The sequence below is a fragment of the Microbacterium sp. 5K110 genome (assembly GCF_005774735.1).
Classification (GTDB): Bacteria; Actinomycetota; Actinomycetes; order Actinomycetales; family Microbacteriaceae; genus Microbacterium.
The window spans coordinates 1-20,224 of sequence record NZ_VBUM01000011.1 but is presented as its reverse complement, the minus strand read 5'-3'; the positions used below and the strand labels follow the sequence as shown (position 1 = coordinate 20,224).

Below are 20,224 nucleotides of genomic sequence, written 5' to 3'. Positions count from 1 at the left end.
CCGAGCGCTCAGGCGACCTCGCCGCGCGCCGCCCCCGCGGCGGCCTCGCCCTCCGCGCTGTCGGCGAACGCGACCTTCGGGACGAACAGCAGCAGGATCGCGGCGACGAATCCGCCGGCCGCGCAGATTCCCCACACGGTCAGGTATCCCGCCAGCGGCGCGGCCGTCGCCGCCACCGCGGCTCCCGCGCCCCCGGCGAGGACGACGCCGAACACCGCCGACGACATCGTCCCTCCGACGGTCTTCGTGGTGTTGGTGAGGGCGGATGCCACGCCCGTCTGCCCGCGCGGAGCCGCCGCCGCGGCTGCCGCCGGCATCGCCGCGACGAGCGCCCCCGAGCCGAGGCCCGCGATCGCCAGACACAGCAGCACCTGCCACAGCTCGACGTGGAGGGGCAGGAGCAGGGCGTATCCGAGGCCGACGAGCACCGCGGCGCCGATGAGGACGACGCGCGGGCTCGCCCGGCGGGAGGTGACCGCGAACAGCACCGCCCCGACGATGAGCGACACGAGGTACACGCCTATGACGTTCGAGCGGTCCGTGGCATCCAGTCCGAGTCCGTAGCCGAGGGCGCGATCCGTGCCGGCGTACGTGGCCAGCGGTCCCTGTGCGCCGAGCAGGCTGATGCCGACGAGGAACGACGTGGCCTGCACGGGCCACATCTCGGGGCGGCGGAGCACGCGGATGTCGACCGCGGGATCGGGGCGGCCGAGCTCGTACCGCGCGAACACGACGAGCAAGACCACCCCGAGTACGAGGAGCGGGACGATCACCGCCGGCCCCGGGCCCGCGGGCAGGCGCACGAACGACAGTGCGCCGGTGAGGCACAGCAGGGCGGCGGCGAGCATCACGAACCCGCCGATGTCGAGGCGGCGGCGCCCCGGCATCCGTTCCGATTCGGGGACGCCGAGCCAGATGACGACGCACACGAGGGTCACGGCGATCGCCGGGACCGTGAGGGCGAGGCGCAGATCGCCGCCGGTCGCGGCGAACAAGCGTCCGGCGGCGAGGGCGCCGATGATGGCTCCGGCCTGGAGCCCCACGACCAACAGGCCCGCCGCACGCCGCGTCTGCGAGACACCGCGGCTCTGCCGGCGTCCGCGATCGAAGATGAGCGCGATCTCCAGCGGCAGCCATACGACGTAGAAGCCCTGCAGGGCCCACGCGAGGAGGAACGCGGGGAACGTGTCGGCGAACACCAGCCACCAGCTCGCCGCCGCGGTCGCCAGGGCGGAGGCCAGCAGGATCTTCTTGTGGCCGAAGACGTCGCCGAGCTTCGCCAGCACGGGGAGGACGAGGGCGGAGAGCAGCAGCTGTGCCGCTTCGAACCAGTTGACGTCGGCGTCGCGGATGCCCAGGTGCACGACGATGTCGGGCAGCAGCGGCACGTAGTACCCCTGCAGGATGCCGCTGGCGAGCTCGACCAGCACGAACCACCCGATGAGTCCCGCGGTCACCCCGAGCGCGGACCCGCGCACCCGACCGACCGCGCCGGAGACGCGCGACATGGCGTGAGGCTAGCACCGCGCGAGGCGGCATCCGGGATTCACCCTAGGGTGAAAGACACACGAAGAGAGGGGATCCGCGTGGCGGAGACGACGGATGAGCGCGAACGGCTGACCTGGGAGGACTTCGGCGTCGCGACGCGAGAGATCTCCCGCGCCATCGTCGCCGACGGATTCCGGCCCGAGGTGGTCGTCGCGATCGCCCGCGGCGGGCTGCTCCCGGGCGGCGCGATCGCCTACGGCCTGGGCGTGAAGAACTGCGGCGCGCTGAACGTGGAGTTCTACACCGGCGTCGGGACCGTCCTCGACGCGCCCGAGGTACTGCCCCCCGCGCTGGACCTGTCGTACCTCGCGGGCCGCCGCGTGCTGCTCGTCGACGACGTCGCCGACAGCGGCCGCACCCTCGACCTGGCGGTGAAGCTCCTCGACCGGCACGGTGCCGATGCCCGCTCGGCGGTCATCTATTCGAAGCCGACGACGATCATCGCCCCCGACTACTCGTGGAAGGACACCTCGCTGTGGATCGACTTCCCGTGGTCGTTCCAGGGGTCGGTGCACGAGGAAGACGCCGCGTGACGGCGAAGTCCCTCGCCGAGCTCGCCGACGCGGGCCTCATCGACGCCTCGTGGGTGGAGCCCCTCGCACCGGTGGCGGAGGACATCGCCGCGCTCGGCGAGCGGCTCCGCGCCGAGGGGAACCCGTACCTTCCCGCGGGCGACCTGGTGCTGCGGGCGTTCCGCACCCCGATCGACGCGGTGCGCGTGCTCGTCGTGGGGCAGGACCCGTACCCCACCCCGGGCCACCCGATCGGCCTGTCGTTCGCCGTCGACCCGCACGTGCGGCCGCTCCCGCGCAGCCTGTCGAACATCTACCGTGAGCTGTCGGACGACCTCGGCATCGCGCCCGCGCCGCACGGCGACCTGTCGGCCTGGGGAGAGCAGGGCGTCATGCTGCTCAACAGGGTCCTGACCGTCGCGCCCGGTGCCCCCGCGTCTCACCGCGGCTGGGGGTGGGAGCGCGTCACCGAGCACGCGATCCGCCGCCTCGTCGCCCGGGACGCGCCGCTCGTGGCCGTGCTGTGGGGGCGGGATGCCGCGAACCTCACGCCCCTGCTCGGCGACACCGCGATCGTGGCATCCGCTCATCCCTCGCCGCTGTCGGCCAGTCGGGGTTTCTTCGGCTCCCGCCCGTTCTCGCGCGTCAACGCGCTGCTCGAGCAGCAGGGCGCGGCTCCCGTGGACTGGCGTCTGCCCGCCTGAGCGGCTCGGCGGTCATCCGCCCGAAACCCGCCGCCCCGTAAAGTGGCGTGCGTGTTGGAAGAGGAGTACGAGAAGACCCGACGCCGGCTCCCCGCGCACCTGCGGCGGGCGCCCGAGCCGGAGCGGCCGTTCGCGTACGAGATCCGCCGCGTGACCGAGGCGGACATCCCCGACATCCGCGAGATCTACAACTACTACGTGCGCAACTCCGTGGTCACCTTCGACGAGAAGGCCTGGTCGATCGCGAAGTGGCGCGAGAAGTTCACGACGCTCCACAAGCTGGATCTGCCGTTCCTCGTCGCGCAATCGCCGAGCGGCCAGATCCTCGGCTACGCCCTCGTGCAGCCGTGGCAATCGAAGTCGGCGTACCGGTACACCGTCGAGAACTCGATCTACCTGGGGCAGGCCGCCGCGGGCAAGGGTCTCGGGCGCGCGCTTCTGGAAGCGCTCATCGACGCGTGTGCCGAGAAGGGCATCCGCGAGATGGTCGCGGCCATCAGTGACAAGGGGGCGGACGCCTCGATCGCCCTGCACGAGAAACTCGGTTTCGTCGAGGTCGGCCGCATGGGCCGGGTCGGCTTCAAGTTCGGCCGCTGGCTCGGCGTGGTCTATCTGCAGAAGAGCATCCCCTCGAAGAAGAAGCGCCGGAAGCTCTTCGGCTGAGGCCGGAGTCACCCACGCGCGGCGGGGGACCGAAGTCAGCCACGCGCGGCAGGGGCCGGAGTCAGCCACGCGCGGCGGGGGCCGCCTGACGCACCTCGTCGACGAGCGTCCGCCACGGCCCCGCGATCTGCCCGTCGCCCAAGCGCGCCTGGTGGACGGTGGAGTCGCCGCGTTGCACCTCGATGCGCCACTGGTAGCGGTCAGCCCCTGACGCGGGCGGGGGAGGCGCGTCCCACGGGCACCTCTCCACGAGCTCCCGCCACCGCGGGTGGCTGTCGGGGTCGGGTTCGGCGCGCCAGCGTTTCGACAGGCCCGCGATGCCGCCGGAGCGCACGACGACCACGACGAAACGCGCGTCGTCGGGGCCGTCAGGTCGTGGCATCCTCTTCGACGCCCACTCCCGCCCACGCGGCTCGGACGGCGTCGACCTCCTCCGACTCCTCACCGTACTCCGCCGCCGCGGTCGCTCGCGTGGCCGCGGCGAAGGCGGCGAAGTCAGCGGTGAGCGGCAGCGTTCCCGACGTGAGGGTGCGGTACCAGATGAGCCCCGCGCGCTCCCACGCGAAGCCGCCCAGGCGGGTGGCCAGCAGGAAGAAGGCCCGGTTCGGGATGCCCGAATTGATGTGCACGCCGCCGTTGTCGTCGTCGGTCTCGACATAGTCGCGCACGTGCCCGGGCTGGGGATCCGCGCCGAGCACGTCGTCGTCGTAGGCGGTTCCCGGTGCCGACATCGAGCGCAGCGCCACGCCCTGGACGGCGTCGGCGAAGATCCCCGCCCCGACGAGCCACGACGCCTCGTCGGCGCGCTGCCCCCGCGCGTGCTGCTCGGCGAGCACGCCAAAGACGTCGGAGAGCGATTCGTTCAGTGCCCCCGACTGCCCCTGGTATTCCAGGCCCCCGGCGGCCTCGGTGACGCCGTGCCCGAGTTCGTGCGCGATGACGCTGAGAGACCGGGTGAACCCGATGAACACCTCGCCGTCGCCGTCGCCGAACACCATCCGCTCGCCGTTCCAGAAGGCGTTGTCGTAGTCGTCGCCGAAGTGGACGGTGGCCGACAGCGAGCCGCCCGCGCCGTCGATGGCGTTGCGCGCGAAGGCATCCCAGAAGAAGTCGAACGTCGCGCCGAGTCCGTCATAGGCCTCGTCGACCGCGCGGTCACCGGTCGGCGCATCGTCTTCGGTCCGCACCCGTCGACCGGGCAGACGTTCGCTGTTGCCGGCGTCGGAGATCACGCGGTCGGGGGCGGGCCCGGTTTCGGCGACGAGCGCTCCGCCGTCGATCGACAGCCGCAGGCGCGTGCGTGTCGAGCGCTCGGGGCGGGGGATCGCGAGGGTTTTCCGCGCGGCGGCGGCGGCGCGCGCGAGGCGGGGATCGTCGGTGGAAGCGAGCCGATCGAGCAGGAACGGGGGAACGATGCCGGGGGTCATGGGCAGAGGCTAGCGCCGGCCGCCGACATCGCGGCATCCGTTGCGTCGACGGCAGGGGATGCCGCGGAAACAGGGTGATCCGGCCGGGATCGGCCTGTTCTCGCCGCGCGGCCTGTTTTCGTGACGGTGCTCAGGCGGGGAGGGTGGGCACCGACGCCAGCAGCCGCCGCGTATATGCGGCTTGCGGCTGCAGCAGGACCTTCTCGGTGGGGCCCTGTTCGACGACCCGGCCGTCCTTCATCACCACGACCTGGTCGCACACGTTCTGCACGACGCCGATGTCGTGCGAGACGAGCACGAGCGTCATGTGTTCCTCCGCCCGCAGCTGTGCGATGAGCCGCAGGATCTGCGCCCGCACCGTCACGTCGAGCGCCGACAGCGGCTCGTCGCCGACGAGGATGCGGGGACGGTGCACGATCGCCCGGGCGAGGGCGATCCGCTGACGCTGCCCGCCCGAGAACTCGTGCGGGAAGCGCTCGGCCACGTCGGCGTCGAGACCGACCTGTTCGAGCACCTCGCGCACACGCGCCCGTCGATCGCCCTCGATCCCCAGAGCCCACAGGGGCTCGCCGACGATGCGTCCAACGCTCATGCGCGGGTCCAGCGAGGCGTACGGGTCCTGGAGCACGATGCCCGTGGCCCGTCGCAGCCAGTGCAGCGACCGCGCGGAGCCGCCCGCGTCGACCGCGCGCCCCTCGACCTCGACCGTTCCGGCCGTGGGGGCGTCGAGTCCGAGCAGCAGACGCACGAGGGTGGACTTGCCCGACCCGGACTCGCCGATGATCCCCACCGCCGACCCGGCGCGCACCGAGACGTCGACGTCGAGCAGTCCCGCGGTGCGTTCGGCACGGCCGAAGCCGCGGGTGCGGGGGGTGAGGTAGGTGCGCGAGAGTCCGCGCGCGTGCAGGATCGTGTCGCTCATCCGCTCTCCCGTTCGCTTTCGGGTCGGCCCCGATCGATCTCCGGATGCCACACGGTCGCGGTCGCATCGCGCAGCAGGGCCTGCGTCACCGGGGACGCCGGAGCGCGCAGCAGGTCGGCGACCGCCCCCTGCTCCACGACCCGGCCGTGCTCCAGGACGACGGCGTGCGTGGCGACCTGCGCGAGCACGGCGAGGTCGTGCGTGATGAAGACGAGCGACATTCCGGCATCCTGGACCAGGGAGCGCAAGAGCGACAGGATGCCGGCCTGGATCGTCACGTCGAGGGCGGTGGTCGGTTCGTCGGCGATGAGCAGGCGCGGACGGCACGCCAGCGCCATGGCGATGGCCACGCGCTGGCGCTGGCCGCCCGAGAGCTGGTGCGGGTAGCGCGAGACGATCCGCTCGGGTTCGGGCAGTGCCACCCGCGCGGCCTCGATGACGGCCCGCCGCAGGGCCTCCCTCCGCGAGACGCCCTCGTGGATGCGGATCGACTCGCCGATCTGGCGCCCGACGGTGCGGATGGGGTTGAGGGCCGTCCGCGGTTCCTGGAACACGATGCCGATGTCGTCGCCGCGGAGCCGGGCGAGCTCGCGGTCGGGCAGGCCGAGGATCTCGCGGCCGTTCCAGCGGATGCTGCCCGAGACGGTCGCGGCATCCGGGAGCAGACCCAGTACCGCCAGGGCCGTGAGGGACTTGCCCGAGCCCGACTCGCCGATGAGTCCGACCCGCGCGCCGTCGGGCACCGCGAAGCTCACGCCGTCGACGACCGAGCGGCCGCCGATCTCGATGCGCAGTCCCTCGACCTCGAGACTCATGACACCACCACCGGGACGTGCGTGCGGGCCTGCGGGGTGCGTTCGGAGAGCGTCGGGTCGGCGGCATCGCGGAGCGCGTCGCCGAGCAGGTTCAGCCCGAGCACCGTCACCGTGATCGCCAGGCCCGGCCACACCACCGCGAGCGGGTGGACGGAGATGTACGCCTGCAGATCGCTCAGCAGCACGCCCCACGACGGCTGCGTGATCGGGGCGCCGAAGCCGAGGTACGACAGCCCCGCTTCGGCCAGGACGGCCACGGCCATGCCCCACGACAACTGCACGATGAAGACGGGGGCGACGTTGGGGAGCAGGTGGCGCACGAGATTCTGCAGGGGGGTCAGCCCGCTCGCGCGACCGGCCAGGACGAAGTCGCTGTGCAGCACCCGCCGCAGCTCGGGTCGAGTGACGCGGGCGATGTTCACGCCGAAGCCGATCCCGACCGACCAGATGACGACGCCGAGGGAGCCGCCCCACACCGCGGTGATCATCATCGCGATGATGAGTACGGGGAAGGCGACCAGGATGTCGACGAGCACCGCCACGCTCTCGCGCACCCACCGCGCGGTGAGCGCCCCGAGAGCGGCGAGGGCGATCCCGAGCAGCGAAGCGACGACCCCCGCGCCCACCGCGACCACCACGGTCGTGCGTGCGCCCGCCATCAGCAGGCTCAGGATGTCGCGGCCGTTCCCGTCGGTGCCCAGCACGTGCAGCCATGACGGGTCGGCCCAGCGCGCTCGCGCGTCGACGCTCGCGGGATCGAACGGCGTCCACACCAGCGACACGAGCGCCGTGAGAGCGATGGCGACGACGACCAGGATGCCGAAGCGCCCGGTGCCGATGCTCCAGAGCCGGCGCAGCGTCCTCACGAGGCCTCCCTCTGCCGCGGGTCGATGAGGCGGTGCACGAGGTCGACGAGGAAGCCGATGACGAGCACGAACGCCGTGAGAGCGAGCAGTTCGCCCTGCACCTTGGGGAGGTCGCGAGCGGCGACATCGGCGACGAGCATCCGTCCCACACCCGGAAGGGTGAACAACTGCTCGATCACGACCGCGCCCACGATGATTCCGGCGATCTGCAGGCCCAGCACCGTCACCACCGAGAGGCCCACGTTGGGCAGGCCGTGGCGCAGCAGCGCACGCGTGCGGGTCAGGCCTTTGGCGGCGGCGGTGCGGACGTAGTCCTGGCCCATCGCCTGGAGCGTCGCGCTGCGGACGAATCGCAGCAGCATCGCACCCTCGACGACACCGATCGTGACCGCGGGCAGCACGAGCGCGCGGAACGCCGCGGCCGGGTCGCCCCAGCCCGCGCGCGGGAAGCCCTGCGGGGGGAGCCATCCGAGCCACACCGCGAAGACGACCACGAGCATCATTCCCGCCCACACCACCGGGACGGCCGCGAGGGCCTGCGAGCCGACGCTGAGGGCGGTGCCGTCGGGACGCCCGCGACGCACGGCCGACAGCACCCCGAACGGCAGCCCCACGGCGAGGGCGACGGTCATCGAGAGGGCCGCGAGCGGCGCGGTGACCTGCGCCTTGTCGAGCAGCTCGGCGGTCACCGAGGCCCCCGTGACGAGGGATGAGCCCAGGTCGCCGCGGAGGATCCCGGCGATCCAGTCGAGGTACTGCTGCCACAGCGGTTGCGTGAGCCCGAGGCTCTCGCGCAGCGCGTCGACCTGCTCGGACGTGGCTTGAGTGCCCGCGATGAGGAGCGCCACGTCGCCGGGAAGGACCCGCAGCGACAGGAAGATCAGCGCACTGGACACGGCCAGGCCCAGGACGAGCAGGCCCAGCCGTGTCAGCGCGTACCGGATCACTCCGACGAGACCGTCACGCCCGCGAGGGGCAGGCGCACGTTGAGGGAGTTCTTCGGGAAGTTCGCCACGTTCGTCGCGACCGCGGTGAGCGGCGTCGAGAGGAACAGCCAGTCGGCGGCATCCTCGTCTGAGACGATCCGGGCGGCCTCGCTCAGCAGGTCCGCCGAGGTCTGCTCGTCGGTCGTCGCCAGTGCCTGGGCGTAGAGGCTCTGCACCTGCGCGTTGTCGTAGCCGAAGTAGTACGACGGGTCGGCCCAGTTGCCGAAGTCACGCGCCTCGACGTGCCGCACGAAGCTCAGGTCGTAGTCGTGGTTGGTGTAGACGTTCTGCAGCCACGTGCCGAAGTCGACCGACTGCACCTGGAGCGTCACACCGATATCGGCGAACGACGAGACCAGGAACGTCGCGATCGAGGTCGGGTAGACGCTCGGGATCGTGAGGGTGAGGTTCACGTTCTCGGCCCCCGCTTCGGCGAGCAGCTCGCGCGCGCGGTCGGGGTTGTACGAGATGCTGCCCGAGAGGTCTTCGTATCCGGGGTCGAGCGGCGGGATCGGGCCGAAGAGGGTCTGGCCGGCGCCGAGGGTGTCGATGAGCGCCTGGTGGTCGATCGCCAGCCGCAGGGCTTCGCGGACGCGCTGGTCGTTCAGGGGCGCGCGGGCGTTGTTGAAGGCCAGCGTGCCCTTGTCGGTGGTCAGCCCCGACTCGATCTGGAAGTTGCCGGTGCCGTCGAGCTGACCCTGCAGCTCGGGGTCGATCTCGAGGGCGACGTCGACGTCTCCGCTGACGGCCGCGTTGATCGCCGCGCTCTGGTCGGGGATGTAATCGAGCACGACTTCGGCCACGCCCGCCTTGTCGCCCCAGTAGGCGTCGTTGCGGGTGAGGGTCAGGCTCTGTCCGGTGTTCCACGACGACACGGTGAAGGGGCCGGTGCCGTTCGTGGCGGTCGAGAAGTTCGTGGCGTCGTTGTTCTTGAAGATCAGGCCGGCGCGACCCGTGAGGGAGAACAGGAAATCCATGTTCGGTTGCGCGAGGGTGATCACGACCGACGTGGGGTCGGGCGACGCAATCGATGCCACCCCGGCGAGGTCGGCGCTGTTCTGGATCGTCGCATCGTCCTTCGCGGTCTGCAGCGACGAGACGACGTCGTCGGCGGTCAGCGCGCTGCCGTCGTGGAACGTCACGCCCGGACGCAGCGTGAAGGAGTACGTCAGCCCGTCGGGGGAGACGGCCCACTCGGTCGCCAGGGCGGGGACGATCGCGTTGTCGTCGTCGCCGTTGCGCGTCACCAGCCCCTGGTAGACGTTGTCGACGAGGGCCTGCTCCAGGGCGGCACCGCTGGTGCGGCGGATGTCGAGGTTGGACGGCTCCAGCGACAGGCGCACGGTGAGCGTGGCGTTCGGATCGGGTGCCCCCGTCGCGGCAGGCGGGGTCGACGTGCCGGTGCACGCGGTGAACAGGAGGGCTCCGATCAGGAGCGCGCTCGTGGCAAGGGCGGGGCGGCGCAGCATCGCGGGATCATCCTTTCGCAGGCCGACGGCATCCGGGTGTGCTGTGGTGCCGTGGTGTGGGGTGAGGACAGCCTACTTTCACCCGTTCGAGGCCGCCGCCGTGTGTGACACTGCGGGACGGGCCGTCGCGAGGTCGTCACTCCCGTTCGAGCAGCTCCCGCACCGACGCGGCGAGGCCGGCCGGGTCCTCCTCCTGCACGTTGTGCCCGGTCGGCACGACACGCACCTCGGCATCCGGTGCCCGGCGCACGAGCTCGTCCGCGTCGGTTGCCGTGACGAAACCGTGATCTCCGCGGATGAGGGTGAGCGGCGCGCGCACGCCGGCGAGGTCGTCCCAGCCCGTGGACGCCAGCACCGCGCGCACGGCATCCGGAGTCGTCGTGTCGGTGTCCGAAGCCGCCGCGGCGGCGGCGAGGTGGGCGAAGTGGTGCTTCCACTCCACGCGGCCGTCCGGGCGCACGCGGGTGTTGAGGAAGACTCCGCGTTCGGCGGCCTCGCGCGCCCCGCCCAGTCCGAACGCCAGTGCCTTCTCGACGAGCTCGTCGCGCGACGCCCAGTCGGTGGGCCCGGCGAAGAACGCCCGCAGCTGCGCCGGGCCGGCGCTCGGGTCGATGCCGGGGGTGATGTCCACGATCACGAGCCGCGCGACGAGGTCAGGACGGGATGCCGCGAGCGCGGCCGCCGTGAGCCCGCCCAGCGAGTGGCCCACGACGACCTGCGGCCGGTCGGTCCACGCGTCCAGAGCCGCCGCGATATCGGGGGCGAGAACGCGCGCGACGTAGGCGGCATCCTCGCGCCACGACGAATCGCCGTGTCCGGCGAGATCGAGAGCGAGCGCCGGGACGCCCAGGTGCAGCAGCGTGGTGTCCCACGTGTGGGCGTTCAGCCCGGCACCGTGCAGGAACGTCGCCCGCGGGGGAGCCTCGCCCCACCGCAACCCGCTCAGCGTGCGCCCGTCCGAGAGCGTCAACTCGACGCGCGCGACGGTCGGGAGCGCGGTGCCGGCGCCGGCGGCCTGCGCGGGGAGGAAGGAGAACTCGTCGGTCTCGGGCATGCTGCCAGCCTGTCACCGCGCCGCCGCGGTCGCCAGCTCGCTCGATGCCCGGGGACACGTGGCACCAGAACAGGCGGTGTGCCCAGGACAGGCCCATTCGCGCGGCTTCGCCCTGTTCCGGGTGCATCGCCGGTTCTCGATACGGATGCCGTGGGGAGAGCGCGTCGGCCCCGGCGCGGTGTCCGAGGTGCGCCGTAGGCTGTGGGCCATGGGCGAGGAACGGCGCGTGCACCTGTCGAAGAAGGCTCCCGAGGCGTACGCCGCGCTGCGAGCCTTCTCCCAGACCGTCGGGGGCATCGCCGCCGCCGCGGGAATCGATGCGCGGCTGCGCGAGATCGTGCAGATCCACGCGTCGCAGTTGAACGGGTGCGCCTACTGCGTCCGTGTGCACGTGGATGCCGCGGTCCGGGCGGGCCTCGACGCCGATGTCATCGCGCAGATCGCGACCTGGCGCGAGTCGGGGGTCTTCGACGAGCGCGAGCGCGCCGCCCTCGAACTCGCCGAGTCCTTCACGTTCATCCATGACGAGGGCATCCCCGACGCGGTGTACGACCGGGCGGGCGGCATCCTCAGTGAAGACGAATACGTCGCCCTGAGCTGGGTGCTCGTGTCGATCAACGCCTTCAACCGCGTCGCGATCGCGGGCCGCTACCCGGTGCCGCCCCGCGCCCCGCACGACCACGGGGGTGCGGCGTGAGCACGCTCGTCTCGGGCGCGACGAACTTCCGCGACGTCGGGGGACTGCCGGCGGGCTCGGGGCGCACGCGCTCGGGCGTGCTCTTCCGTTCCGGCAACCTGCGGCACGTCGACGACGAGGGCCTCGAGACCCTCCGCGCGCTGGGACTCCGGCGCATCGTCGACCTCCGCGACGACGACGAAGTGCGCCACGCGCCGAGCCGTCTCACGGGACTCGACGTCGACGTGCGCCGCCTGCCGCTGTTCCTCGGGTCGGTCGAGTCGTTCTTCGAACGCGACATCAGCCTCGGTGAGCTGTACGACGAGTTGATCTCCGACTCGCCCGCGCGGATCGTCGCCGCGGTGCGCGCGATCGCGGGAGCGCAACCCGTGCTCGTCCACTGCACCGTCGGCAAGGACCGCACCGGCGTCACCGTCGCGATCGCGCTCGCCGCGGCCGGTGTGGACCGCGACGCCGTGGTCGCGGACTACGCACGCACCGAGTCCCTGCTCCCCGCCGAACGCAATCGCCTGATCGTGTCCGGCATCCGCGCTTTGCACCCCGAGAACCGGCACGCCGAAGAACTGGCGACCCGCTCTCCCGCGCCGGTCATGCGCGCGCTCCTGGAACGCCTGGATGCCGAGCACGGCTCGCCCGCCGGATTCCTCCGGGCCCACGGGGTGACTGACGACGAACTCGCCGGCCTGCGGGACGCTCTCGTGGAGTGACGCGACCGGTTCCGCGGCCACCGCCTCAGGGCGGCAACACAGGTTAGGCAACCCTTCATCGCGGGTATAATGGATGCCATCATGTCCGTCTCTGCCGAGCACAACGACGCCGCCTGCCGATCGTCGCGCCACACCCGTGTGCAGCACCTCATCACGGCCGACGAGAACTCTCTCGCCGAGATGGAGGCGCTGCTGTCGACGCTGCCGATCTGCTCGACCGGCCGCATCTTCGTCGAGGTGCCCGACGAGACCTGGATCGCCGCGATCGCGGCACCCGCGCGCATGACGGTCACGTGGCTCGACCGCTCGCGTCGTGGCGGCGCCCCCGGCACCGGCCGCGGCTGCGCGCCCGGTCAGGCCCTCACCCGCGCGGTCGCCGGCTGGGCCGGCGAGATGCTGTGCTGCGACGACGACGCGACCCGCATCTTCTTGCTCGGGGCCTACCTCGGGACGGTGGAGATCGTCGACGAGCTCACTTCTCGGCACGGCGTCGACGCGGGAAGCATTCACACGCCCGCGCGCTTCGGTCTCGCGACCGCTCGCTGACGCCGCTCCTCCGCCCGGGACCGCGCGTCGCGGCCGCGGGGCTCAGGCTCCGCCGGGCGCGTCGCGGCCGCGGGCTCACGCTCCCCGTCACGGTCGCGCGGCTCATGCTCCGTGCGGCACGTCATGGTCGCGCGTCACGCTCCGCTCGGCTCAGGCTCCGCGGGGCACGTAGTTGCCCTCGACGAGTCCCGCCTCGATCTCGAAGCGGTTGCGCAGCGGGTCACGGCCCGCGAAGAGGTACAGCACCGGCATGAGGATGCCGTAGTGGCGCCACTGGCGGGCGTGCACGGCCTCGTGCCCGAGGACCGCGTCGCTGGGCGGGACGTCCCCGGTGAGGAAGCAGTCCCCCACGCATACCCCGCCGCGCGGGAACGCCCAGGCGGGGAGTCCCCGGAAGACCCAGAGTCCGTTCCGCCGCTCGATGCGGCCGGTGCTCCACAGCGAGCCCCACACCCAGCCCACCGTGCGCCCGTAGAGGAAGCCGAGTCGGCTGAGGCGTGAGTCGAGCAGTGGAGGGGGGATCAGACGGTCGAGGCGCCGGCCCCGCGCGACCGCGCGATCGGCTCGCTCACGCCAGCCCGCGGGCGGGCGGGGAATCGGGCTCATGCCAGCGCCCCGACCAGGCGCAGGATCGTGCCGAGGTCGTCGACAGCGGCCGCCGGTGAGGCGGGCGAGAACTCCGTGATCGTCGCTCCCGCGAGGGGGAGGCGCTCGCGCAGCCTGCGGATCGAGGCCACCACGTCGGCCGCGCGGGCCCCGAAGGGCTCGGGAAGGGCGACGCCGCTGATCTCGGCGGGGTCGAGGACATCGAGGTCGAGGTGGACGAACACTCGCGACGCGCCGGTGGCCACGACCGCGTCGGCGAGGACGTCGGGATCGGCCAGCCCGGATGCCGGGACCATACGGATGCCGTGCTCGTCGATGTAGCCCTGCTCGTCGTCGTCCAGGGCGCGGGTGCCCGCGAGCACGATGCGCGAGGGCGGGATGCCGGGGCGGAGGCGCAGGGGGTCGACCCCGTCGCCCAGGATGGCGCGCAGCACCATGCCGTGGAACGCTCCGCTGGGCGAGGACTCAGGGGTGTGGAGATCGGCGTGCGCATCGATCCAGACGATTGCGAGATCGTCGCCGGCGGTGGCCGAGACCGCCCCGAGGGCGACGCCGCAGTCTCCGCCGATCGTCACCGTGTGCTCGCCGCGGACCGCCACCACGGTGTCGTGGATGCGCTCGCGCATGCGGGCGAGGGCACTGGCGCGGAGCACCTTCGTCCCCTGGGCGTCGCCGGCCTCGGCCGGCGCCTCGATCGCGACGGTCGCGGCGCGGGGGAGGTCGCCGGCGATCGCCTCGGCCCCGTCGATCAGCTGCATCGCACGCGAGGACGACGAACCTTGCCACTGCGGGGCGATGACGAAACGCGTCATGGGGTGCCTGTCGGAGAAGGGGAGCGCACCGCCGCGAGGACGGTGCGCTCCCGCGACGATCAGAGGTCGGGGCTCGGTGCGTCGATGGCGGCGCGCTGGGGGCCGCCCGTCTTCAGCGCGGCCAGACGCGCCTCGACCTCGGTGAGCTCCCCGACGTCTTCGAGGGCGTTGAACTGCGCGTCGATGCTCGACGCGGCCAGCTCCTGCTTGCCCGCGGCGAGGGCCTCTTCGCGGCGGATCTTGTCCTCGAACCGGCCGAGCTCGCTCGTGGGGTCGAGCACGTCGATCGACTTGACGGCGTCGTGGACCTTGTTCTGGGCTTCGGCGACCTTGGCGCGCGCCAGCAGCTCGCTGCGCTTGGACCGCAGCTGCTCGAGCTTGGTCTTCATGCCGTTGAGGCCGTCCTTGAGCTTGTCGACGACCTCGGTCTGCGAAGCGATCGTCGGCTCGGCGGCCTTGGCCTCGCTCTCGGCGGTGATCTGCCGCTGCAGAGCGATCTTGGCGAGGTTGTCGAACTTGTCGGCCTCGCCCGCGTTGCCGGCGGCACGCAGCTCGTCGCCCTTGCGGCTGGCGGCGAGGGCCTTGTTGCCCCATTCGGCGGCGGCCTGGACGTCTTCCTGGTGATCGCGCTCGAGCAGGCGCAGGTTGCCGATGGTCTCGGCGATCGCCGATTCCGCATCGGCGATCGAGTTGGAATAGTCGCGGACGAGCTGGTCGAGCATCTTCTGCGGGTCCTCGGCCTGGTCGAGGAGCGAGTTGATGTTCGCGCGGACGAGGGTCGAGATGCGACCGAAGATGGACTGCTTGGCCATGCGGGATTTCCTTCCTGAGGCGACGGTGTCGAGTCTGGTGGGGGATGCTACGAGTTTTCTGTGACGGCCCTCATGGCCGCGTGAGGGCGATCAGAAGCGGCCCCCTCCGCGGCGGGCGCGGGACCCGCCCGACGAGGATCCTCCGGAACGTCCGCGGGATCCGCCGGAACCGAAACCGCCCGACCGGGATCGGCCGCCGCCTCCGCCCATCATTCCGCCCAGGCCGCCGCCGCCGAAGCCCCCGCGGGAGCGGGATCCGCCGCCGAGGAGCGCGTTGACGGCGATCCCGCCGAGGATCGCGCCCATCATGTCGCCGCCGCCCCCACCCGCTCGGGTCCTCTCGAACGCTCCGACATCGTTCTGCGCGAGCGAGGCGGCCTCACCGGCGAGACTCGCGGCGCGCTGCGCGGACGACAGCGCCGCGACGGGATCGGCGGTGCGCAGCTGCTCGGCCTGAACGAGGGCGGCGCCGGCCTCGGCCAACCGAGTGCGGGCGGTCGGTCCGATCGCTCCCCGCCGGGCGGAGATGAAGCTCTCGGTCGCCGAGACCTGGGCGCGCGCTTGCACCAGCACGGTGTCGAGTTGCGACTCCGCGCGGCGCCGCCGTGCGATCTCGTCGCGCGCGGCGTTCAGCACCGTGTCGATCGCGGCATTGCCCTGCTCGAGCGCCGCGAGGGCGCGCACCGGCGACGGCCGCGGCGGAGCCAGGGCGGCGCGCCCGGCGTCGAGCTGAGCGCGCGCGGTCGCCACCGCGCCCGCTACCTGACCGTCCGGGTCGGGCAGCGCCGCCGCCGCGGCGATGTCGCCTTCGATCTCGGCGACGAGGTCGGTCGCGCGACGCTCGGCGGTCGCCAGGTCGGCAGACAGTGACGCGATGGCGTCCTCGAGGCTCTCGGCCTGGGCGACGGCGGATTCTCCCGTGCGGATCGCGACCGCCGCCTCGCCGGTCGTGCTCGCGGCGATCGCGGTCTCGGCCGTCGCGAACTGATGCGCGGCCAGATCCAGGCGGGCCCGGGCCTGTGCCGGGTTGTCGGCGACGGTGGCCAGGGCATCGTCGGCGTAGCGTTCGCTCAACGACCGCAGCTCGGTCGCCGCGGAGTCGAGCGCCGCCGTGACCGTCGCGTGACGTTCGCGTGCACGGGTGAGTGCGGCGGGGGCGTCGGATTCGAGGGCCCGCAGCTCCTCGAACGCGGCGGCCTTGGCATCCAGGCCCGCGTCGGCCGCCGCGCACAGCCGCAGGATCTCGGCGTACCCCGCGCGGCGTTGGTCGTCGGTCTCGGGGATGTCGTCGTCGAGCTGCTGCGAGATCGTGAAGGCGCGATCGAGGTCGGCCTTGGCCTGGGAGAGCACGTCGGTGTACGGCGCGGCGGCCGCGTCGCCGAACTGGGCGCGGGCGAAGCCGAGCTCTTGTTCGCTCGTCTTGATCGCGTCGTCGGTGGCCACGAGGGCGGATCCGGCGCGACGGGCGAGATCGCCGATGCTCTCGCGCGCGGACGCGCCGGCGCCCGCCGGGGTGCCCCGTCGACGGCGCAGCCACAGCCACAGCAGACCGCCGCCCAGGGCGAGGACGAGGAACACCACCAGCGCGATGAGGGCGACGTCGGGGCCGCTCCCGGCGGGCGTGGGAGCAGCGGGCTCGGCACCGCGAGCCGCGCTCGTGATCCCCGTCGCTGCGGCGTCGGCCGCACCGGCGTAATCGCCCGCCGCCAGCGCGGGCTGTACGCGGTCCTGCTCGATGGTGGCCAGCTGCGACGCCGACAGCGTGCCGTCGTCGACGTCGCCCGAGAGATAGAAGGCGCGCCCATCGACCGAGACGGCGAGGAGGTACTGATGCGGGCCGAGATTGTTGCGGTTGGCGGTCTCGTTGGCCCAGTCCTCGGCGGCCGCGGGCTGCGTGAACTCGTCGACGTAGACGACCCACATGTCGAGACCCGTCTGCTCGGCCAATCGGATCAGACGCGACTGCACCTCGGCCTCTTGCGCGTTCGTGAGCACGTCGGCCTGATCGAGGACGTAGCTCGATCCGAGCGGCGGCGGCTCGACCGCGGAGGCCACGGCGGGCAGACCGAGGACGGACGCCGTCGCGATCACCAGACCCGCCATGATCGCGGCCGTCTTCGGCTTTCGCATGCATTCCCCTTCGGCGCTGAGGAACCCACTCTATAAAGCCCCTCCGACACCCGGGAAGGATCGGCGCGTCCGCTCCGGGCGTACGCGCCCGCCGCATAGGCTCGGGCGTTCGGAGGTACCCCCCATGGACGATCGTTACGGCACCGATGTGCTCGCCCGCGGCTGGCGCGACGCCGGTCGGAAGAAAGCGGCTCAGGTCGCGGCATCCGTCGATCTGGTCGTCGAGGTCGCCGGTGACGGATTCTGCGGAGCAGTCACCCGCCTGGAGGGGATGAACGTCGAGTTGGAGGACCGCCGCGGCTTGCGTCGGCTCTTCCCGCTCGGCGGCGGGTTCCTCGTCGACGGCGAGCCGGTCGTGCTCGTCGCGCCCACCGCCGCCCCGAAGGGCCGCACCCGGACCGCCTCCGGATCCTTCGCGGCACCGGATCAGCGCGCGCGCACCGCTCGGGCCAGCCGAATCTTCGTCGAGGGCAAGCACGACGCCGAACTCGTCGAGAAGGTCTGGGGTGCGGACCTGCGCGCCGAGGGCGTCGTGGTGGAGTTCCTCGAGGGCGTCGATCTGTTGGAGCAGGCGCTGGATGCCGAGCCCCCGACCGCCGAGCGCCGCTACGGCGTGCTCGTGGACCACCTCGTGCCGAACTCGAAGGAGTCGCGCATCGCGGAGAAGATCGCGCGCGGCCGTCACGGCGCGCACGTGCGGATCGTCGGTCACCCCTTCGTCGACGTGTGGCAGTGCGTCACGCCGCGCGCGCTCGGCATCGCCGCGTGGCCGGAGGTACCCCGCGGCATCGAGTGGAAGGCGGGCGTGTGCCGTGCGCTCGGGTGGCCCGCCGAGGAGCAGGCCGACCTCGCCCGCGCCTGGCAGCACATCCTGTCGCGCGTGACCACGTTCCGCGATCTCGAACCGGCCCTCCTCGGCCGTGTCGAAGAGCTCATCGACTTCGTGACCATCCCGTGAGCGGCCGCAAGTCCCGCGAGCAGTCGCGCGACCCGCACGACGACGGTGCGCCGCAGGCGTCGCCTACCCTGGATGCCATGGAGACCCCCGTCTACCGCGACCGTCCGGTGTCGTTCGTCCGCCGCAGCGGTCGCATGTCGGAGGCGCAGGATCGGGCGTGGGCCGAGCTCTCGCCGTTCTACCTGCTGTCGGTGGAGCGGGATGCCGCGGCCACGAGCGTCCGACCGGGATCGGCGATCGATCCGGTCGAGGTCTGGGGGCGCCGCGCGCCGCTGATCGTGGAGATCGGCTCCGGTCAGGGGCACCAGATCGTCTCGGCCGCGGCCGCGCGGCCCGATGCCGACTTCCTCGCGGTCGAGGTCTTCGCCGCCGGCCTGGCGCGCACGATGCTCGACGCCGAGCGCGAGGGGCTGCGCAATCTCCGCCTCGTCGAGGCCAACGCCCCCGAGGTCCTGGAGCATATGCTCCCCGTGGCATCCGTCGACGAGGTGTGGGTGTTCTTCCCCGATCCGTGGCACAAGAACAAGCACACGAAGCGTCGCCTCGTCGCTCCCGAGTTCGCCCGGATCGCGGCGCAGGCGCTGCGGCCCGGTGGCACTCTGCGGCTCGCGACCGACTGGCAGGACTACGCCGATCAGATGCGCGCCGTGCTCGACGAGGCCGTGGAGTTCGAGCGGGGCTTCCCGGGCGAGTGGGCCGAGCGGTTCGATGGTCGGGTCCTCACCGCGTTCGAGCGCAAGGGGCTGCGCGTCGGGCGCGACATCCGCGATCTGACCTACACGCGCCGCACGCCATGACCTCGCACGCCGTCGAGCCCGAGCACGCCCGCCGCACCTGGACGGCGAAGCTCGTGCCGGCGGTGGTGGTGTGTCTCGCGGCCCCGGTGCTGTTCGTCGTCCAGATCGTGTGGCTCGGCTGGATCGTGCTGGCTCTCGCCGTGGCATCCGCGGTCGTCGTCGACCGACGCGCGGGTGTTCCGATCCGGCCCGGACAGCGGTCCGATCCGGTCCCGAGCATCGCCCGTGACGTGTTCCTCATCGCGCTCGGGCAGTTCGTCGTGAGTCTCATTCCCCTCAAGGCCGAGCTCGACGATGCGGCCTTCGTGCGGTTCACGCTCGCCCTCGGCGGCGCCGTCCTCCTTCCCTACGTCCTGTCCCGGTTCGTCTTCCACGACCGGGCGATCCGCTTCCCCTGGCGCGGCGGCGGACGCTGGGCGTGGTGGCAGTGGGCGTGGCTCGCCGGAGTGATCGTGCTCGGCTGGCTGATCCTGCCGTTCTACTTCGTCACGTCCGGCGTGTACATGAACTGGCCGGTGGTGGACACCCCGGAGCTGATCGCACGCCTGTTCGTCGGCGTCGGGGCCGTCGGCATCTGGGACGAGCTGTTCTTCGTGTGCACGGTGTTCGCCCTGCTCCGTCGGCACTTCCCGGACGTCAGCGCCAACGTGCTCCAGGCGATCGTGTTCGTATCGTTCCTGTGGGAGCTGGGCTACCAAGCGTGGGGTCCGGTGCTGACCATCCCCTTCGCGCTCGTGCAGGGGTTCCTCTTCTTGCGCACGCGGTCGCTGTGGTACGTCGTGACGGTGCACTTGCTCTTCGACGCGGTCGTGTTCGGCGTGCTCGTGCACGCCCACAATCCGGATGCCGTGTCGATCTTCCTGATCTGAGCCGCTTCTGCCCGGGTCGGCGTGCACGGGTGGTGCCCAGGAGCGTTTGCTACCGTCGGATCCGGCGCACACCGCGTCACCGGACGAGGGATCAGTACCCGGACTGCGACAAGACTGGCCAAGGAGCTCAGTCATGTCGTGGATCGTTCTCGTCGTCTCCGGTGTTCTCGAAGCCGTGTGGGCCACGGCGCTCGGCCGCTCGGAGGGATTCACCAGGCTCGGCCCGAGCATCGTCTTCGGCGTCGCGCTGGTGGCGAGCATGGGCGGGCTGGCGTGGGCCATGCGGGAGATCCCGACCGGGACGGCGTACGCCGTGTGGGTGGG

At 72.0% G+C, this 20,224-nt stretch carries 23 protein-coding genes and 1 riboswitch; of the genes, 10 read left to right on the top strand and 13 right to left on the bottom strand.

Annotated elements, in window-relative coordinates:
* Positions 1-8: 8 nt before the first annotated feature.
* The gene (locus FE256_RS04765; protein WP_171024200.1) at positions 9-1,508 is read right to left on the bottom strand and encodes an MFS transporter; all 1,500 of its coding nucleotides are present in this window, start codon (positions 1,506-1,508) and stop codon (positions 9-11) included.
* Positions 1,509-1,586: 78 nt separating this feature from the next.
* Between FE256_RS04765 and FE256_RS04760 the strand changes: the two genes are divergently transcribed.
* Genes FE256_RS04760 through FE256_RS04750 form a run of 3 tightly spaced genes read left to right on the top strand, consistent with a single transcriptional unit; the run spans position 1,587 to position 3,427 of the window.
* Positions 1,587-2,081 carry a phosphoribosyltransferase gene (locus tag FE256_RS04760; RefSeq protein ID WP_138173301.1) on the top strand — a complete coding sequence of 165 codons (495 nt, stop codon included), beginning with the start codon at positions 1,587-1,589 and terminating at the stop codon, positions 2,079-2,081.
* Entirely contained in the window at positions 2,078-2,764 is a 687-nt protein-coding gene (locus tag FE256_RS04755) for a uracil-DNA glycosylase (protein ID WP_138173299.1), read from the top strand. Before FE256_RS04760 ends, FE256_RS04755 begins: the two co-directional genes overlap by 4 nt.
* A 51-nt stretch (positions 2,765-2,815) precedes the next feature.
* Complete coding sequence (locus tag FE256_RS04750) at positions 2,816-3,427, top strand: GNAT family N-acetyltransferase (protein ID WP_138173297.1); 612 nt, start codon at positions 2,816-2,818, stop codon at positions 3,425-3,427.
* Between the two features lie 61 nt (positions 3,428-3,488).
* Here FE256_RS04750 and FE256_RS04745 read toward each other — a convergent pair whose 3' ends face one another.
* The 8 genes from FE256_RS04745 to FE256_RS04710 form a co-directional block, all read right to left on the bottom strand.
* Complete coding sequence (locus tag FE256_RS04745; RefSeq protein ID WP_138173295.1) at positions 3,489-3,809, bottom strand: protealysin inhibitor emfourin; 321 nt, start codon at positions 3,807-3,809, stop codon at positions 3,489-3,491.
* A complete protein-coding gene (locus tag FE256_RS04740; protein WP_138173293.1) occupies positions 3,796-4,854 on the bottom strand; it encodes a M4 family metallopeptidase in 1,059 nt (352 codons plus the stop codon). Before FE256_RS04740 ends, FE256_RS04745 begins: the two co-directional genes overlap by 14 nt.
* 130 nt (positions 4,855-4,984) lie before the next feature.
* A complete protein-coding gene (locus tag FE256_RS04735) occupies positions 4,985-5,776 on the bottom strand; it encodes an ABC transporter ATP-binding protein (RefSeq protein ID WP_138173291.1) in 792 nt (263 codons plus the stop codon).
* On the bottom strand, positions 5,773-6,591 hold the full coding sequence (locus FE256_RS04730; protein WP_138173289.1) for an ATP-binding cassette domain-containing protein: 819 nt from the start codon (positions 6,589-6,591) through the stop codon (positions 5,773-5,775). The genes FE256_RS04735 and FE256_RS04730 overlap by 4 nt, the downstream gene beginning before the upstream one ends.
* Positions 6,588-7,457 carry an ABC transporter permease gene (locus FE256_RS04725; RefSeq protein ID WP_138173287.1) on the bottom strand — a complete coding sequence of 290 codons (870 nt, stop codon included), beginning with the start codon at positions 7,455-7,457 and terminating at the stop codon, positions 6,588-6,590. Before FE256_RS04725 ends, FE256_RS04730 begins: the two co-directional genes overlap by 4 nt.
* Positions 7,454-8,404, bottom strand: a complete 951-nt coding sequence (locus FE256_RS04720) for an ABC transporter permease (RefSeq protein WP_138173285.1) — start codon at positions 8,402-8,404, stop codon at positions 7,454-7,456. Before FE256_RS04720 ends, FE256_RS04725 begins: the two co-directional genes overlap by 4 nt.
* A complete protein-coding gene (locus FE256_RS04715) occupies positions 8,401-9,912 on the bottom strand; it encodes an ABC transporter substrate-binding protein (protein ID WP_138173283.1) in 1,512 nt (503 codons plus the stop codon). The genes FE256_RS04720 and FE256_RS04715 overlap by 4 nt, the downstream gene beginning before the upstream one ends.
* A 136-nt stretch (positions 9,913-10,048) precedes the next feature.
* A complete protein-coding gene (locus FE256_RS04710) occupies positions 10,049-10,966 on the bottom strand; it encodes an alpha/beta fold hydrolase (RefSeq protein WP_138173281.1) in 918 nt (305 codons plus the stop codon).
* Between the two features lie 208 nt (positions 10,967-11,174).
* Here FE256_RS04710 and FE256_RS04705 point away from each other — a divergent pair, with 208 nt between their 5' ends.
* The 3 genes from FE256_RS04705 (at position 11,175) to FE256_RS04695 (ending at position 12,916) form a co-directional block, all read left to right on the top strand.
* Complete coding sequence (locus FE256_RS04705) at positions 11,175-11,663, top strand: carboxymuconolactone decarboxylase family protein (protein WP_138173279.1); 489 nt, start codon at positions 11,175-11,177, stop codon at positions 11,661-11,663.
* Positions 11,660-12,370, top strand: coding sequence for a tyrosine-protein phosphatase (locus tag FE256_RS04700; RefSeq protein ID WP_138173277.1), 711 nt, complete (start codon positions 11,660-11,662; stop codon positions 12,368-12,370). The genes FE256_RS04705 and FE256_RS04700 overlap by 4 nt, the downstream gene beginning before the upstream one ends.
* A gap of 81 nt (positions 12,371-12,451) precedes the next feature.
* Entirely contained in the window at positions 12,452-12,916 is a 465-nt protein-coding gene (locus FE256_RS04695; protein WP_138173275.1) for an SIP domain-containing protein, read from the top strand.
* A gap of 150 nt (positions 12,917-13,066) precedes the next feature.
* Here FE256_RS04695 and FE256_RS04690 read toward each other — a convergent pair whose 3' ends face one another.
* The 4 genes from FE256_RS04690 to FE256_RS04675 form a co-directional block, all read right to left on the bottom strand.
* Complete coding sequence (locus tag FE256_RS04690) at positions 13,067-13,522, bottom strand: Fe-S oxidoreductase (protein WP_138173273.1); 456 nt, start codon at positions 13,520-13,522, stop codon at positions 13,067-13,069.
* Complete coding sequence (locus FE256_RS04685) at positions 13,519-14,334, bottom strand: arginase family protein (RefSeq protein WP_138173271.1); 816 nt, start codon at positions 14,332-14,334, stop codon at positions 13,519-13,521. Before FE256_RS04685 ends, FE256_RS04690 begins: the two co-directional genes overlap by 4 nt.
* Positions 14,335-14,393: 59 nt before the next feature.
* Complete coding sequence (locus FE256_RS04680) at positions 14,394-15,146, bottom strand: PspA/IM30 family protein (RefSeq protein WP_138173269.1); 753 nt, start codon at positions 15,144-15,146, stop codon at positions 14,394-14,396.
* A gap of 90 nt (positions 15,147-15,236) precedes the next feature.
* Positions 15,237-17,276 (bottom strand): TPM domain-containing protein, encoded by a 2,040-nt coding sequence (locus tag FE256_RS04675; RefSeq protein WP_138173267.1) that lies wholly within the window; start codon positions 17,274-17,276, stop codon positions 15,237-15,239.
* Positions 17,277-17,400: 124 nt separating this feature from the next.
* Here FE256_RS04675 and FE256_RS04670 point away from each other — a divergent pair, with 124 nt between their 5' ends.
* From FE256_RS04670 to FE256_RS04655, 4 genes are all read left to right on the top strand, one after another.
* On the top strand, positions 17,401-18,234 hold the full coding sequence (locus FE256_RS04670; protein ID WP_138173265.1) for a DUF3097 domain-containing protein: 834 nt from the start codon (positions 17,401-17,403) through the stop codon (positions 18,232-18,234).
* Between the two features lie 77 nt (positions 18,235-18,311).
* Positions 18,312-19,031 carry a tRNA (guanosine(46)-N7)-methyltransferase TrmB gene (trmB, locus tag FE256_RS04665; protein ID WP_138173351.1) on the top strand — a complete coding sequence of 240 codons (720 nt, stop codon included), beginning with the start codon at positions 18,312-18,314 and terminating at the stop codon, positions 19,029-19,031.
* The gene (locus FE256_RS04660) at positions 19,028-19,900 is read left to right on the top strand and encodes a CPBP family intramembrane glutamic endopeptidase (protein WP_138173263.1); all 873 of its coding nucleotides are present in this window, start codon (positions 19,028-19,030) and stop codon (positions 19,898-19,900) included. Before trmB ends, FE256_RS04660 begins: the two co-directional genes overlap by 4 nt.
* A 58-nt stretch (positions 19,901-19,958) precedes the next feature.
* Positions 19,959-20,023: riboswitch (guanidine-III (ykkC-III) riboswitch) on the top strand.
* Positions 20,024-20,033: 10 nt separating this feature from the next.
* The coding region (locus FE256_RS04655) for a DMT family transporter (protein WP_252370901.1) at positions 20,034-20,224 on the top strand (191 nt) is incomplete at its 3' end.

Bases quoted from the DNA above. Each gene is read 5' to 3' on its own strand.
- FE256_RS04660 (WP_138173263.1), top strand. From the start codon at position 19,028: ATGACCTCGCACGCCGTCGAGCCCGAGCACGCCCGCCGCACCTGGACG.
- FE256_RS04735 (WP_138173291.1), bottom strand. From the start codon at position 5,776: ATGAGCGACACGATCCTGCACGCGCGCGGACTCTCGCGCACCTACCTC.
- FE256_RS04675 (WP_138173267.1), bottom strand. From the start codon at position 17,276: ATGCGAAAGCCGAAGACGGCCGCGATCATGGCGGGTCTGGTGATCGCG.
- FE256_RS04685 (WP_138173271.1), bottom strand. From the start codon at position 14,334: ATGACGCGTTTCGTCATCGCCCCGCAGTGGCAAGGTTCGTCGTCCTCG.
- FE256_RS04715 (WP_138173283.1), bottom strand. From the start codon at position 9,912: ATGCTGCGCCGCCCCGCCCTTGCCACGAGCGCGCTCCTGATCGGAGCC.
- FE256_RS04705 (WP_138173279.1), top strand. From the start codon at position 11,175: ATGGGCGAGGAACGGCGCGTGCACCTGTCGAAGAAGGCTCCCGAGGCG.
- FE256_RS04765 (WP_171024200.1), bottom strand. From the start codon at position 1,508: ATGTCGCGCGTCTCCGGCGCGGTCGGTCGGGTGCGCGGGTCCGCGCTC.
- FE256_RS04710 (WP_138173281.1), bottom strand. From the start codon at position 10,966: ATGCCCGAGACCGACGAGTTCTCCTTCCTCCCCGCGCAGGCCGCCGGC.
- FE256_RS04730 (WP_138173289.1), bottom strand. From the start codon at position 6,591: ATGAGTCTCGAGGTCGAGGGACTGCGCATCGAGATCGGCGGCCGCTCG.
- FE256_RS04740 (WP_138173293.1), bottom strand. From the start codon at position 4,854: ATGACCCCCGGCATCGTTCCCCCGTTCCTGCTCGATCGGCTCGCTTCC.
- FE256_RS04745 (WP_138173295.1), bottom strand. From the start codon at position 3,809: ATGCCACGACCTGACGGCCCCGACGACGCGCGTTTCGTCGTGGTCGTC.
- trmB (WP_138173351.1), top strand. From the start codon at position 18,312: ATGGAGACCCCCGTCTACCGCGACCGTCCGGTGTCGTTCGTCCGCCGC.
- FE256_RS04690 (WP_138173273.1), bottom strand. From the start codon at position 13,522: ATGAGCCCGATTCCCCGCCCGCCCGCGGGCTGGCGTGAGCGAGCCGAT.
- FE256_RS04670 (WP_138173265.1), top strand. From the start codon at position 17,401: ATGGACGATCGTTACGGCACCGATGTGCTCGCCCGCGGCTGGCGCGAC.
- FE256_RS04695 (WP_138173275.1), top strand. From the start codon at position 12,452: ATGTCCGTCTCTGCCGAGCACAACGACGCCGCCTGCCGATCGTCGCGC.
- FE256_RS04680 (WP_138173269.1), bottom strand. From the start codon at position 15,146: ATGGCCAAGCAGTCCATCTTCGGTCGCATCTCGACCCTCGTCCGCGCG.